This is a genomic window from Paraburkholderia sp. BL27I4N3 (assembly GCF_003386115.1).
Lineage (GTDB): Bacteria > Pseudomonadota > Gammaproteobacteria > Burkholderiales > Burkholderiaceae > Paraburkholderia.
Genome location: NZ_QREJ01000001.1, coordinates 4084248 through 4098283, shown reverse-complemented (window position 1 = coordinate 4098283; position 14036 = coordinate 4084248). Strand labels below are relative to the sequence as shown.

11 protein-coding genes are annotated in these 14036 nt (G+C 63.7%); 7 read left to right on the top strand and 4 right to left on the bottom strand.

Translation table 11 applies throughout. The features are described 5' to 3' along the window. The first annotated feature begins 275 nt into the window (after positions 1-275). The 3 genes from B0G71_RS18530 (at position 276) to B0G71_RS18520 (ending at position 3438) form a co-directional block, all read left to right on the top strand. Complete coding sequence (locus tag B0G71_RS18530) at positions 276-1382, top strand: NAD(P)/FAD-dependent oxidoreductase (protein ID WP_106283896.1); 1107 nt, start codon at positions 276-278, stop codon at positions 1380-1382. Positions 1383-1579: 197 nt separating this feature from the next. Next, the gene (locus B0G71_RS18525) at positions 1580-1891 is read left to right on the top strand and encodes a high-potential iron-sulfur protein (protein WP_116118703.1); all 312 of its coding nucleotides are present in this window, start codon (positions 1580-1582) and stop codon (positions 1889-1891) included. Positions 1892-2145: 254 nt separating this feature from the next. Further along, positions 2146-3438 carry an MFS transporter gene (locus tag B0G71_RS18520; RefSeq protein WP_116143274.1) on the top strand — a complete coding sequence of 431 codons (1293 nt, stop codon included), beginning with the start codon at positions 2146-2148 and terminating at the stop codon, positions 3436-3438. 96 nt (positions 3439-3534) lie between these two features. Here the strand turns inward: B0G71_RS18520 and B0G71_RS18515 are convergent, their stop codons facing one another. Both B0G71_RS18515 and B0G71_RS18510 read right to left on the bottom strand, forming a co-directional pair. Then, complete coding sequence (locus B0G71_RS18515) at positions 3535-5055, bottom strand: amidase (protein ID WP_116143272.1); 1521 nt, start codon at positions 5053-5055, stop codon at positions 3535-3537. A 264-nt stretch (positions 5056-5319) separates the two neighbouring features. Further along, positions 5320-6018, bottom strand: coding sequence for a dienelactone hydrolase family protein (locus B0G71_RS18510; protein ID WP_116143270.1), 699 nt, complete (start codon positions 6016-6018; stop codon positions 5320-5322). Positions 6019-6271: 253 nt separating this feature from the next. Here B0G71_RS18510 and B0G71_RS18505 point away from each other — a divergent pair, with 253 nt between their 5' ends. The 3 genes from B0G71_RS18505 to B0G71_RS18495 all read left to right on the top strand — a co-directional run bounded on the left by B0G71_RS18505 (position 6272) and on the right by B0G71_RS18495 (position 10082). Then, positions 6272-7375, top strand: a complete 1104-nt coding sequence (locus B0G71_RS18505) for a nitronate monooxygenase family protein (protein ID WP_116143268.1) — start codon at positions 6272-6274, stop codon at positions 7373-7375. 423 nt (positions 7376-7798) lie between these two features. Continuing rightward, positions 7799-8944: a branched-chain amino acid ABC transporter substrate-binding protein gene (locus tag B0G71_RS18500; RefSeq protein WP_116143266.1), complete on the top strand. Its 1146-nt coding sequence runs from the start codon at positions 7799-7801 to the stop codon at positions 8942-8944. A 121-nt stretch (positions 8945-9065) separates the two neighbouring features. After that, positions 9066-10082 carry a cupin-like domain-containing protein gene (locus B0G71_RS18495; protein WP_181916788.1) on the top strand — a complete coding sequence of 339 codons (1017 nt, stop codon included), beginning with the start codon at positions 9066-9068 and terminating at the stop codon, positions 10080-10082. Positions 10083-10245: 163 nt separating this feature from the next. Here B0G71_RS18495 and B0G71_RS18490 read toward each other — a convergent pair whose 3' ends face one another. Then, positions 10246-11691, bottom strand: a complete 1446-nt coding sequence (locus B0G71_RS18490) for a collagen-like triple helix repeat-containing protein (RefSeq protein WP_116143264.1) — start codon at positions 11689-11691, stop codon at positions 10246-10248. Positions 11692-11950: 259 nt separating this feature from the next. Then, a complete protein-coding gene (locus B0G71_RS18485) occupies positions 11951-13162 on the bottom strand; it encodes an MFS transporter (RefSeq protein ID WP_116143262.1) in 1212 nt (403 codons plus the stop codon). Between the two features lie 192 nt (positions 13163-13354). Here B0G71_RS18485 and B0G71_RS18480 point away from each other — a divergent pair, with 192 nt between their 5' ends. Further along, positions 13355-14017 (top strand): HugZ family protein, encoded by a 663-nt coding sequence (locus B0G71_RS18480; protein WP_116143260.1) that lies wholly within the window; start codon positions 13355-13357, stop codon positions 14015-14017. The last annotated feature ends 19 nt before the right edge of the window (positions 14018-14036 follow it).

Here is a 14036-nt window from a genome sequence, read left to right as displayed (position 1 = left end):
CCCACATACGAAGAAGCGAGCGCCGCGACCCCCGACGGCGTACACTGATTGAGTCCGGCCACTACGTTTGAAATCCGCACAAGACCGCATGCCCGCAGCCATTACCGACTGCGGGCATTTGTGTCTGTAAGGCGTCGTACAATTTTGCGTAGCGGTGGCGAATGGACAGGTGCGTTCGGCAGCGAGCGGTGTAAGGCACGCGAAAGCCGCACCTTGTCTTCATCTTGATCGGGTGAACGAGGTAGCGCGCGGCGATGTTGGCCGCGTCAAGGGACATGGACCAAATCGAATGTGTAGTGATCGGCGCCGGCGTGATCGGGCTCGCGGTGGCGCGCGCACTGGCGGCGAGGGGCCGCGACGTCATCGTGCTGGAAGCCGCCGAAGCCATCGGCGTGGGCACCAGCTCGCGCAACAGCGAAGTGATTCACGCGGGCATCTACTATCCGCGTGGTTCGCTCAAAGCCGCGCTTTGCGTGCGCGGCCGCGAGATGCTCTACGACTACTGCGTCGAGCGCAACGTGCCGCATTCACGCTGTGGCAAATTGCTGGTGGCCACTTCACGCAATCAGATTCCTCAGCTCGAAAGCATCATGGCCAAAGGCCGCGACAACGGTGTGCTCGACCTCATGCGAATCACCGGCGACCAGGCGCAAGCGCTCGAACCCGCGCTCGAATGTGTCGAAGCGGTGTTCTCGCCGCAGACGGGTATCGTCGATAGTCATCAGTTCATGCTGGCGCTGCAGGGTGACGCCGAACGCGACGGCGCAGTGTGTGCGTTTCACGCGCCGGTCAAAGCGATCGAAGCGAGCAACGGCCGCTTCATCATCAACGTGGGCGGTGGCGCACCGACCACGATCAGCGCAGCGTGCGTGATCAACAGCGCCGGTTTGCAGGCGAACGCACTGGCGCGCAGAATCCGCGGACTCGACGCGCGGCATGTGCCGCCGCTCTACCTCGCACGCGGCAACTACTTCAGCATCTCGGGGCGCGCGCCGTTCAGCCGCCTGATTTATCCGATGCCGAACGAGGCCGGACTCGGCGTGCATCTGACCATCGACCTCGGCGGCCAGGCGCGTTTCGGTCCCGATGTCGAATGGGTCGATGCGATCAACTACGACGTCGACCCGCGTCGCGCGGAATCGTTTTATGCGGCGATTCGCGCCTACTGGCCCGCGCTTCCCGACGATGCATTGCAGCCCGCGTATGCGGGGATTCGTCCGAAGCTCTCCGGTCCCGGCGAACCCGCTGCCGACTTCGTGATTCAAGGTCCGGCTGCGCACGGTGTGCGTGGACTCGTCAATCTGTTCGGTATCGAGTCTCCAGGATTGACCGCATCGCTCGCCATCGCGCAGCGAGTGTGCGAGTTGAGCGGACGCGCGTGATTCGCAGCGACGGCATCACCGCGAGCGCTCACTTCGTCTGCGATCGATTCGCATTCCGCGCGACATTCAGCCGCGCGGTCGTACCAATTCGCTTATCTCTATCATTTGGACCGTCACGCGCGACGGCTTCATTGCTATCCTTGGGGACCGCTGTCACCAGAACGGCGATGAGTTCAATATAAATGGAGTGAGTCCCCATGAAACCTTCCCGTCGTACATTCTTGATCACCAGCATTGGTGTGGCATCAAGCTTCGCGCTGTCGCGCCAGGCGTTCGCCGACGCACCGAAAGTTTCCGAAACCGATCCGACCGCGCAAGCACTCGGCTACAAGGAAGACGCCGCGAAAGTGGACAAGGCGAAGTTCGCCAAATACGCAGCAGGTCAGGACTGCGGCAACTGCAGCTTCTATCAGGGCAAGCCGACCGACGCCTATGCCGGCTGCCCGATGTTCGCCGGCAAGCAGGTCGCGAGCAAGGGTTGGTGCAGCGCATATAACAAGAAGGCCTGATTACCCATCAGCCGCACGCGCACTTCGTGTTGCGCGAAATGCGCCGCAACATCGCAGCGCGCATTCGAGGTCCCATCATTCAGACGTCTGCCACCTCGCGCGGCAGACGTCTTTTTGCTGCTTGAAAACCGCACATGCGCTCTTTACACTCCAATTCGACCTCTACGGCTCGCGCTCTTTTTCTCGCTCGCGCTAACACGGCATTGCACTAAAACGACGCACCACAGGATACTTTTGGCAGGCTGGAGATCCGAATGAGACCAGCGTCAAGGAGCCTTCATACGCGAGCCGTCGTCGCGGCTGTGATCGGCAATGCACTCGAGTGGTACGACTTCACCGTGTTCGGTTTTCTGACGGTGGTGATCGCCCAGTTGTTCTTCCCGGCCGGCAGCGACTATTCGTCGTTGCTCCTCGCCACCGCGACGTTCGGCGTCGCCTTCGTCATGCGGCCGATCGGCGGCATCCTACTCGGACTCTATGCGGATCGCGCGGGACGCAAAGCGGCGTTGTCGCTCGTCATCGCCCTGATGACGCTCGGCATTCTGGTGCTGGCGATCGCACCGCCGTATTCGGCGATCGGCATCGGCGCGCCGTTGATGATCGTAATCGGACGTTCGCTGCAAGGCTTTTCCGCCGGCGGTGAATTCGGCAGTTCGACGGCGTTGCTGATCGAAGCGGCGCCGTTTTCCAAGCGCGGCTTTTACGGCAGTTGGCAGATGGCAAGCCAGGCGGCGGCGCTGCTGCTCGGCGCGCTGGTGGGCGCCTTGATCACACGCGGACTGTCGCCCGAGGCGTTGAAATCCTGGGGCTGGCGCGTGCCGTTCGTTCTGGGTTTGATCATCGGGCCGATCGGCATCTACATCCGCCGGCATCTCGCGGATTCGGAAGCGTTTCTGCTCGCGCAAAAAACCGCGCGGCGCGCGACGCTTGGCGAAGTCTTCAAGACTCACACCCGCGACGTGCTCTGCGGACTCGGCTCGGTCATCGCACTCACGGTGACGATATACGTGCTGATCAGCTATCTGCCCACCTTCGCGGTCAATCAACTCAAGTTGCCCTACGCGCAATCCTTTTATGCGGTGATCGTCGGCAATCTGCTGTTGACGGTGCTGTCGCCATTGGCCGGCGCATGGTCTGACAGGATCGGACGCAAGGGGCTGTCGCTGTGGTCGCTGGTGATTACGCTCGTGATCATCTATCCGCTGTTTGCGTGGCTCGCGGCGGAGCCGAGCGTGTCGAAACTGATTCTCGTGCAGGCGCTGCTGTCGATCACGCTGTCCGGCTACTACGGACCGTTCGGCGCGCTGATCGCGGAGTTGTTTCCGGCGAACGTGCGCTCGACTGGCTTATCGCTCGCCTACAACATCGCGGTGATGGTGTTCGGCGGCTTCGGGCCGTTTGTCGTGACGTGGCTGATCGACGCCACCGGCTCGCCGCTCGCGCCGACTTACTACGTGATGGGCGGACTGGCGCTGTCGATCGTCGCGGTGGCCTGCATTCCAGGCAAGCGCCACGCGGATCTCGACGCGCATCGCAAGCCGGCCTGAACGGCGGCGCCGTTTAAGTCAGGCGCCGACGTCGGTGCCCGGTTCTCTGAGTCACTTCGTTACGACACATTCTTTCGCCGCCGCCAGTTGCTTCGCCTAGTTGCGCGCCTGTATCAACGGCGGCCGTTTGTCGAACCACGGTCGTGCCATTTCGAGTTGCGCGGCCAGACGCAGAAGCGTCGCATCACCGCCGACGCGTGCGGCAAACTGCACGCCGATCGGCAGCCCGCGCGCATTCCAGTAGAGCGGCACCGACATGGCAGGCTGGCCGCTCAGGTTGAACAGTTCAGTACAACCGGCCCACGTAAACGCCTTGTTCGAGGCTTCCGACAGCACTTTCTTCAACAGTGCTTCGAGCGGCATGGTGGTGACGGCGCGCATCTGCATCCGCTCCGCCGAAGTGGGCTGCATCTCGCCGATCTTGATCGGCGGCGCGGCGAGCGTGGCGCACAGAATCACGTCGTAGCGATTCAGCAGATCGGTGAGCCGTTCGGTGATGCGACGCTGTTCTTCAAGCGCAGCAGGCAGGCCGCGTTCGCCGAGTTTGCGGCCCACATGCGCCATCGTCCACGTCGAAATTTCGAACTCGGCGCGCAGCGGTTTGCGGCCGCTGATGCGCTCGGCGTTCAACACCAGGTCTTCTGCCGTGACGGACCAGAGCGTGAGGAACGCATGACGAACCGCCGCGAAGTCAATGCCGAGCGATACCGGTTCGATGTTATGGCCGAGCGAACTGGCGAGTTGCGCGGCATCGTCGAGCGCGGCGCGCGCGTCGGCGGAAAGCGAGGGCGCCAGCATCGGCTCAGTGACGTACGCAATATTCAGCGGCTTGCACGTCTCGCGGCTCGCGCTCAGAAACGTGCCCGGCGCGCCGAGCGGCCGGTCGACATTGCCGCCAAGCAGATCGAGCAGCAACGCACTGTCGCGCACGCTGCGCGACACCGCATGATCGACGCCGAGTTCACCGGCTGCCACCACCGCAGTCGTACGCGGCACGCGTCCGCGCGATGGTTTGAGCCCGAAAAGTCCGCAGCACGACGCGGGAATGCGGATCGACCCGCCGCCGTCCGACGCATGCGCGAGCGGCACGATACCCGCGGCAACCGCCGCCGCTGCGCCGCCGCTCGAGCCGCCAGGCGTATGGTCGAGATTCCACGGATTGCGGCATGCACCGAACAGTTCGGGCTCCGTATAAGGCATCTGGCCGAGTTCGGACGTGCTGGTCTTGGCGAAGATGTTGAGGCCGGCCGCTTTCGCCAGCGCGACCACGGGCGCGTCTTCGGTGGGAATGAAATGACGGTAGTGGCGGCTGCCCATGGCCATGCGCAGACCGGCGACCGGCGCGCCGAGGTCCTTGATCAGATAGGGCACGCCGGCCAGCGCGGTTTGCACGCTGACGCCGTCGGCGTTGGTTGCGCCGTTCGCCCGGCTCGCGTCGTCGCGCGAAGCGCGTTGACGGGCTGCATCGTAGTCCTTCAGGACAATCGCATTGATCGCAGGGTTGACGGCTTCCGTGCGTGAAATCGCGATGTCGAGCAACTCGCGCGCGCTTGCTTCACGCTTGCGTACCAGTTCGGCGAGGCCGGTGGCGTCATGGGCGAGATAGTCTGAATGCACGACGAAGGAGCCCTCGCTATCGAGTATTGAATGGGCCGGCGGTCCATGCGCACGATGAAGCGCGCGGCGAATTGCCGTCGCCCGGATTAGTCGCCGTACAGGGAAAGACGGCGTGCCACTGAAATGCCGTCTTCGAGAGAGTAACTGAGTTACGCGCGCGAGTTACTTGCGCCAATGCAAAGCACCCAGAAAAAAGCGCACTGGGTGCGCGCAATCAATCGACGCGACTGGCGGCGCACACAAGCACGCCGCCAGAACCGCGCTTTACAGACGTTCGCCGAGGAACGTGAGCGTGCGGCCATGCGCCAATGCAGCAGCGCGCTGGTTATACGATGCGCGGTCCGAACAGTTGAAGCCGTGATCGGCGTTCGAATAGATGTGGAATTCGGCGTCGGTGCGGCCGGCAAAGCGCTCCTGAATCTCACCGACAGCCGACACCGGGATATGCGCGTCGAGTTCGCCGTAGTGGAACTGCATGGGCACCTTGATCTTCGCGGCTTCGTCGAGCTGGTTCTGGATGCCGCCGCCGTAGTAGGCGACCGCGCCGTCGAGCGTGCCTTGCGCCGCGGCCAGATACGCGAGCCGGCCGCCGAAGCAGAAGCCGATCGCCGCGACCTTGCCGGTCACTTCCGGCATCGCGCGCAGTGCGGCGGCGGCTGCGCCGATATCGGCCACTGCTTCGTCGACCTTGAGCTTCTGCATTAGCTCGATGCCTTTCTCGCGATCGGCGCCGTCGTACGTCAATTCCACGCGCGGTTGCACGCGCCAGAACACGTCCGGTGCAAGGGCCACGTAGCCGTCTTGCGCGTACTGATCCGCGACCGAACGGATATGGCTGTTCACGCCGAAGATTTCCTGAATGATGATGACGGCCGGTCCCTTGCCGCCTTTGGGCAACGCCAGGTAGCCGCCGAAACTGTCGTTGCCGGCGGGAATGTCGATCCATCGGGAAGTGGTGCTCATGTTGCTCTCCATTGACTCGCGCGCGGCTGCGCGAGGTCGGTCCGAGTGAAGGCCACAGGCCTGAACGCCTGAAGCGGGGCGGTCAGTTTGCCACCAAAAGAAACGCCGCGCAGCGCGGCCCCGTGAGGCGGAAATCTCGTAAGGCGATTGAAACGTTCTCGATTATTCATTTTCCCCGCGTGAGCCGGCTCGGTACATTGAAGCGTGTTGGCTCGCTCGTGCGGCCAGCGCATTGACGGGAAAGGAGTCCATCATGAGTGAAGGCAGTTTTGTGACGCCGTTTGCCGAGCGGTTCGGGTTGCGCGTGCCGGTGGTGCTGGCGCCGATGGCGGGTGGCGCGACGACGCCGGCGCTGGTCGCCGCGGTATCGAACGCCGGCGGTCTCGGCTTTCTGGCGGGCGCGGCGCTCTCGCCCGAGAAGATCGCGAGCGAAGTCGCGGCGATCCGCGCGCTGACGGATCGTCCGTTCGGCGTGAATCTGTTCGTGCTCGAACCGGCTGCGCCGGACGACGCGACCGTGCATACCGCGCTCGAAGCCATCGATCCCGTGCGACACGATCTCGGTTTGCCGCCGGGCGCTCCGCTCGCACGCTACGCGCCGGATTTTCGCGCGCAACTGGACATGCTGATCGAATTGCGCGTGCCGCTGGCGAGCTTCACATTCGGCCTGCTCCCGGCCGACGATGTCGCCCGTCTGCACGACAACGGTCTATATGTAATAGGCACCGCGACGCATGCCGCCGAAGCTGTGGCCTGGCGCGACGCGGGCGCCGATGCCATTGTCGCGCAAGGGGCGGAGGCGGGCGCGCATCGCGGCACCTTCATCGGCGCATTCGAAGATGCGTTGGTCGGCACGCTGGCGCTCGTGCCGCAACTCGTCGACGCGACCGGACTGCCGGTGCTCGCCGCCGGCGGCATCATGGACGGACGCGGTATCGTCGCCGCGCTCGCGCTCGGCGCGCAAGCCGCGGTGATGGGCACGGCGTTTCTCACCTGTCACGAAAGCGCGATTCCGCAGATATGGAAAACCCGCGTGCGCGCCACGTCCGACACGTCGACTTCGGTCACGCGCGCGATCACCGGCCGCCATGCGCGCGGGATACGCAATCCGTTGATGCAGCGTTTGAGCGAAGCGGCTGAAAAGATCGCGCCGTATCCGGTGCAGAACGCGTTGACGCAGGAGTTGCGGCAAACCGCGAGCCGCGCGGAAAACGGCGACTATCTCTCCCTATGGTCGGGCCAGGGCGCGCCTTTGGGCCGCGCCCGCCGCGAAGATATCGGCGCCGCCGAACTGATGAGCCAACTCGAAGACGAATGGCGCGCGGCGACCGCGCGCGTCGCTGCGTTCAAACGCTGATTCGACACGATCCGGACAGCGTCCGGACGTGCCTCCTTTTCAAGCACGAAGCCTATTCGGGTGATTAACGGTTTAACACGCTAAAAGCTTTAGGCCGTGCAGTTAGACGAAAGCCTCACCTGGCGGAAACCCGCATGGGCTGGTGCTTTCCAGTCACTCTCTCCAGCCGGAATCGGCGCCTGTTGGATAAACGCTATTAGTGTTCATCCCACTTCCTCAAAAAAGCCCCACAAATTAATTTGATGGCCTACACTTGCGCGCAAGTACGGTTTGCCGCCTGCCACAAACAGTCCGGTAAGCGTGCTGGCCAAGTGCATGAACGATGCAACCGGCGTGGTCGTCCACGGGACTGAGCGACACGTGTTGGGGAAGCGGGGGCACAGGGCGATTACGTTGTTTTTGGGACCGAAACTGGAGACTTACATGAACATCAAGATTCAAAAGCTGTTGCCGATCAGCGCTGCGGCGATGCTGTTCGCGACGTTGGCAACTTCGGCTGCAGCCGACACGGTCGTCAAGATCGGTCACGTTGCACCGCTGACTGGCGGTATCGCTCACCTGGGTAAAGACAACGAAAACGGCGCGCGCCTGGCAGTTGAAGAAATCAACGCCAAGGGCCTGACGATCGGTGGCCAGAAAATCACGCTGCAACTCGATGCGCAAGACGATGCAGCTGACCCGCGCACGGCAACTCAAGTCGCCCAGAAACTGGTCGACGACAAGGTCGTGGCAGTGGTTGGCCACTTGAATTCGGGCACGTCGATTCCGGCTTCGAAGATCTATAGCGATGCAGGTATCGTGCAGATCTCGCCGTCGGCAACGAACCCGGCCTACACGCAACAAGGTTTCAAGACGACGTACCGCGTCGTCGCGACCGATGCGCAACAAGGTCCGGCACTGGCTAACTACGCAGCGAAGGGTCTGAAAGTGAAGAGCGTCGCGATCGTCGACGACTCGACCGCTTACGGCCAGGGTCTGGCAAACGAATTCGAAAAGACCGCCAAGTCGCTGGGCCTGAACGTGATGTCGCATGATGCGACGAACGACAAGGCTGTCGACTTCCGCGCGATTCTGACGAAGATCAAGGGCGAAAACCCGGACGCGATCATGTACGGCGGCATGGACGCCACCGGCGGCCCGTTCGCCAAGCAAGCCAAGCAGCTCGGCCTGCGCGCGAAGGTGCTGGCAGGCGACGGCGTGTGTACCGACAAGCTGTCGGACCTGGCCGGCGACGCAACCGACAACATCGTCTGCTCGGAAGCCGGTATGGCGCTCGAGAAGATGGCTGGCGGTTCGGCGTTCCTCGCCAAGTATCAGAAGCGTTTCGGTCAGCCGATCCAGATCTACGCTCCGTTCACGTATGACGCTGTGTACATCATCGTCGACGCAATGAAGCGTGCCAACTCGACCGATCCGGCGAAGATCCTGGCAGCCATGCCGAGCACGGATTACAAGGGTGTGATCGGCGAAACCACGTTCGACTCGAAGGGCGACCTTCAGCACGGCGTGATCTCGCTGTACAACTACAAGTCCGGCAAGAAGACGCTGCTCGACGTAGTGAAGATGTAAAAACCCGTGATCGAAGGCAGCGTGTTGTCTGTCTTCAGTTGCAGGGTTTAAAAGGCACGCGCGCCGCAAGGTCCGCGTGCCTTTTTTCTTTTGCGGATCCGCTTTGTCGGGAGAGACCGCCGTGACTGCCGTGACCCGTTCGTTCGACGACGCGTGGCGCCGCTGGATTGCCGAGAATTTGATGCTCGACGCACCGTCATCTGCCTTGCATGGCGCGCTGGTCGGCCACGGTTTCGACGCGGCCGATGCCACGCGGGAAATCGACGCGGCGCTCGCAAGTCCTTATTTTCACGGTGCAACGCGTCTGCGCAATCGTTTGCGTAAGCGCGAGTGGATTTTGTCGGTGTACGGCGAACTCAGTCGCATGCGCGCGGCGAGCGGTGTGGTCGAACGGCGCGAACGGTTATCGCGCGATGCGTTCTTTGAGCAGTACTACTTTCAGAACCGGCCGGTGATCATTACCGGCGCATTCGATGTCTGGCCTGCACGTTCGCGATGGAATTGGGACTACTTTCGCGAGCGGTGCGGCGATCGTGAAGTGGAGGTGCAGTTCGGCCGCGAATCGGACGCGAACTACGAAATCAATCAGCCCAGGCTCAGGCGCATGATGCGCTTTGCCGACTATGTCGACCTCGTCGAACAGAGCGGGCCGACTAACGATTTCTACATGACCGCCAATAACACCTCGCACAACCGCGCGGCGCTCGCGGCGTTATGGTCCGACGTGCCGCCAATCGACGAATATCTCGACGCTGCATCGCCCGACACGGGTTTCTTCTGGATGGGGCCGGCCGGCACAAAGACGCCGTTTCATCACGACTTGACGAACAACTTCATGGCTCAGGTGATTGGCCGCAAACAGATCAAACTCGTGCCGCTGTCGGACACGCCATATATGGCGAACCATCTGCATTGCTATTCGCAGGTGGACGGTGCGGCGATCGACTACGACAGCTTCCCGTCAATGCGGCAAGCGCAGTTGATCGAATGCACGCTTGCACCCGGCGAGTTGCTGTTTTTGCCGATCGGCTGGTGGCATTACGTGGAAGGACTCGACGCGTCGGTGACGATGACGTTCACCAATTTTCTGCGTGGTAACGAGTTCTCGCGTCACTACGATACGTATCACGAACTGTGACGCGCGCATGAAGCGGGCGCGGCGCTTCGGCGCTGCATCGTTGACGTGTGACTCGCGCAGACGGACGCGTCGATAAAAAAACAGCGAGCCGGTTGCCCGGCTCGCCGCCCCCTGCGACGCCTGTTTTTATCGCGTCGTTATGTGCAGTCGTTATTCTTGTTTGTCACTTCTTTGAAGCGATGCCGCCTAGGCCGCCGAGCAAGCCGCCGCCGGTCGTGCCGCCGGCGGACGCTCCCGCGCCGCCCAAGGTGCCGGTGACGGTGGTCAACAGGCCGGTGATCGGTGCGAGCGGGTTGCTGCTTCCGCCGCTGCTACCCGATCCCGTGGCCGAGCCCAGCGCGCCGGTCAGCGTCGACACGACCGAGGTCACGGGTGCGAGCGGATTGCCGCTGCTGCCCGTCGCGCCGCCCAATGCGCCCGTGACCGAACTCACGACGCCGGTGAGCGGCCCAAGCGGACTGCCCGAACCCGCTCCGCCGAGACCGCCGGTCAAGGCGCTGACCACATTGGTCAACGGCGCGAGCGGGCCGCCGACGCCGCTGCCGCCCGTCAGGCCGCCGCTCAAGGTGCCGGGCAGCGCGGTGAGGATGCTGGTCAACGGTGCGAGCGGCGAACCCGTGCCGCCGCCGCTGCCCGGATTCAGAATGCCTGTGATGCCGCCGAGCGGATTGCCGCTGCCGGTGCCGCCCGCCGTCAGCAGGCCGCCCGCGGATGTGACCGTGTCGCCGAGCTTGGTGACGACGTTGCCGAGATTCTCACCAATCGGATTGCCGGTCGCCCCGCTGAGTTTGCCGCCGGCGCTGTCGAGGCCATGGCCGACCGTCGCGAGCAGACCGTTCAGCGGTGCGCCGAGACCGGTCGTGTCGCCGACGGTTTGGGTCGTTTGCGCGAGCGTGCTCGTAATCGGCGTGATCGCGGTGCCGACCGTCTGCGTGACTTGCTGGATCGGGCCGTTCGTCAACTGCGAGCCGAGTTGCGTACCTAGGCCGCTGACGGCGTTGCCGACCGTCGAGACCGCACTGCCGAGCGGCGTGGTCAACGGACTGAGCGGCGCAGTGGGGCCGCTGCCGAGACTCGTCACGAGTTGGCCAGCGCTGTTGACGGACTGGCCCGCGTCGTAGACCAGGTTGCCGCTGCTGGCGAGCGTCGTGCCGAGCGGATCGGTGGAATTGCCCAACTGGCCCAAGCCGTTCGCCACGCCCGTGCCGACCGCGGTCACGCCATTGCCGAGATTCGATACGACATTGCCGAGCGCCGTGGTGGTCGCCGGATTCGCGCCCGGTATCGGCGTGAGGCCGATCTGGCTGCCGACGGCGGAGACGGTCTGCCCGACAGCGGTGACGGCGTTGCCGGTGTTTTGCACGACGACGCCGACGGGGTTGGCGCTGGTGGGCGTCGGAGTGGGCGTGGGCGTGGGCGTTGGTGTCGGCGTTGGGGTGGGAGTCGGCGTGGGCGTAGGTGTGGGTGTAGGGGTCGGTGTAGGCGTCGGCGTGCCGCCGCCCGATCCGCTCCCTACGCCCGGCCTGTTCAACGTGCTTCCGCATCCCGTCAGGACGATCGTCGACGTGACGCACATGGCGATCGCCGTCAGCTTGAATTTGCGATTCATGGTCTGCTCCCCCGTAGTTTGGTCATTACTTGGGGGAACTAACTGCAAGGCCTATGCCATTTCTATCTGCTTAGCCGCTGCACGTAATAACCGCATATAAATCAATGTGTTGGCGGTATGAGGGCCGCGAGCGGCGACGTTTCATTCAACCAACGTGTCGCGGAACGCCACAGCGCGCGGCCGCTGCGTAACGTAACGTGAAGCGAGCGCGTTTCGTGTGCCGCCGCACGCCATGGCGCAGCAGCGGCGCGTCTGCGCGTCAGATCTTCAAACGCCGCAAAACCTTCGGACCGACGAGCGCGATCAGCGCCGAACAGATCGCGACCACCGACAACCCGATCGGCAAACTGGTCACCTGCGTCACCGCGCCGATGATCACAGGCCCGAGCAGCAGCCCGAAGTACGCCAGCCCGGCAACATGCGCGAGCCCTTCCGCCGGATGAATGCCTTTCACGCTCGCCGCCGCCGCGAACAGCACCGGCATCATGTTCGCGAGCCCAAGACCCATCAGCGTGAACCCGATCAGCGCCGCGACCGCATTCGGCAGCAGCAGCGCGCCGACCATCCCGACGCAGGCGAGCGTCGCGCTTGCCATCACCAGTTGCGGTGCGCCGAAGCGGGCGCGCACGGCGTCGCCGCCGAAGCGCGCGGCCGCCATGCCGCCCGAGAACGCGGCGTAGGCCGCGCTCGCAAGCGCGGGTGTGGCAAGCACGACGTCGCGCATGTAGACGGTGGCCCAGTCGTACATCGCGCCTTCGGCGATCAGCGCAACCAGCGCCATTGCGCCGAGCGCCCACAACGCCGGCGAGCGCCAGCGATTCGCGCGCGGCGCGGCGGAGTCGGGGTGGTCGGCATGCGGCACGTGCGGCAGCACGGAAGGGCAGGCGGCGATCAGCACGAGCGCGCTGACCGAGGCAGCCAGCGCAAGATGGACCGCCGGCGCCATGCCGCGCGACAGCAGCGCCCCGCCGGCTGCAGCACCGAACATCCCGCCGACGCTGAACATGCCATGCAACGACGACATGATCGGCTTGCCGAGCGCTTTTTCGACGGCGCTGGCCTCCGCGTTCATCGCGACATCCAGCGTGGCCATGCCCGCGCCGAAGGCGGCCAGCACGACCAGCAGCATCCAGTAAGCCGGCACGACCAGAATCAGCGCCGCGCACACCGCCATCACGAGGCCGCCGGCGAGGCAGGCGCGGCGCGTGCCGACTCGCGCGATCCACGAAGCATTGGCCACCATCGCCCCGATCGAGCCACCGGCGACGGCCAGCAACGCAAACGAGAGCAACGCCGCGTTCAGATGAAAACGGTCGCGTACCGTCGGCACATGCACGCCCCACGAGGCGTACATCATGCCGGCAATGAAGAACACCGCCATCGTGGCGAGACGGGCGCGCTGCCGGGCCGTATCGGAGAGGTCGCGGTGGGCGGCGGGAAGGGCGGCGAATTCGGAGGAGCGGTCTGACACGGAAATCTCGAGGAGCGGTGACGCGCGAGAAAGCGCGTTGAAAGCGAATTTCCGATTCTAACGAAGCATGCTGTCTTATGCTTGGAAGGCGGAATCCGCATATTGGCGATTGTTCAGTTCGGAGCCGCCAGCGTTGTGCGGCCTGCTTACCGGCGTTTGTGATTCGCCGCTCATCTATCGAGGAACGCGCACTTGAATATCCCCGCTCACGCTCCGCTGCATCTGCTGCATACAGCCGCTGTCGGCACGCTCGCCACTCATGCGCGCCAGCCGGAAGGTTTCCCTTATCCGTCAGTGCTGCCGTTCGCACCGGATTTGCAGCATCGTCCGACGATCCTCGTGAGCCGGCTCGCCGAGCATACCCATAACCTGCACGCCGACCCGCGCGCCGGTTTTCTGGCCGTCGACGCCCCCGACGGCGACGTGCTGAGCGGCCAGCGCGTCACCTTGCTCGGCACCTTCGAACCGGTCGACTCGACGCCCGAGGTGGTGCAGCGTTATCTGCGCTATCACCCCGACGCGGAGCGCTATCTCGTACTCGGCGACTTCACTTTCTGGGCAATGCGGCTCGAGCGGCTGCGTTATATCGGCGGTTTCGGCGCAATGGGTTGGCTCGCCGGCGATGAACTCGATCCGTTGCCGCCACTCGTTTTCGATGAAGAGAACGCGTTGATCGCGCAATTCGCCGGTCAGTCCGGGAGTAAGGGCGAATTTCAGCTAGTTGGCGTCGATCGATATGGCGTGGATCTGAAACTGAACGGTGAGCGCAGCCGTTTTCCCTTTGACGACGCCAAACCCGATACTGAAACCTTGCGCGCGGCGCTAGAAGATTGCATGCAGCGCTACATGAATTAGATTTTTACCGGCGTTCGGG

Coding starts and splice junctions, on each gene's coding strand:
- B0G71_RS18530 (WP_106283896.1), top strand. CDS start 276: ATGGACCAAATCGAATGTGTAGTGATCGGCGCCGGCGTGATCGGGCTC.
- B0G71_RS18525 (WP_116118703.1), top strand. CDS start 1,580: ATGAAACCTTCCCGTCGTACATTCTTGATCACCAGCATTGGTGTGGCA.
- B0G71_RS18520 (WP_116143274.1), top strand. CDS start 2,146: ATGAGACCAGCGTCAAGGAGCCTTCATACGCGAGCCGTCGTCGCGGCT.
- B0G71_RS18510 (WP_116143270.1), bottom strand. CDS start 6,018: ATGAGCACCACTTCCCGATGGATCGACATTCCCGCCGGCAACGACAGT.
- B0G71_RS18505 (WP_116143268.1), top strand. CDS start 6,272: ATGAGTGAAGGCAGTTTTGTGACGCCGTTTGCCGAGCGGTTCGGGTTG.
- B0G71_RS18500 (WP_116143266.1), top strand. CDS start 7,799: ATGAACATCAAGATTCAAAAGCTGTTGCCGATCAGCGCTGCGGCGATG.
- B0G71_RS18490 (WP_116143264.1), bottom strand. CDS start 11,691: ATGAATCGCAAATTCAAGCTGACGGCGATCGCCATGTGCGTCACGTCG.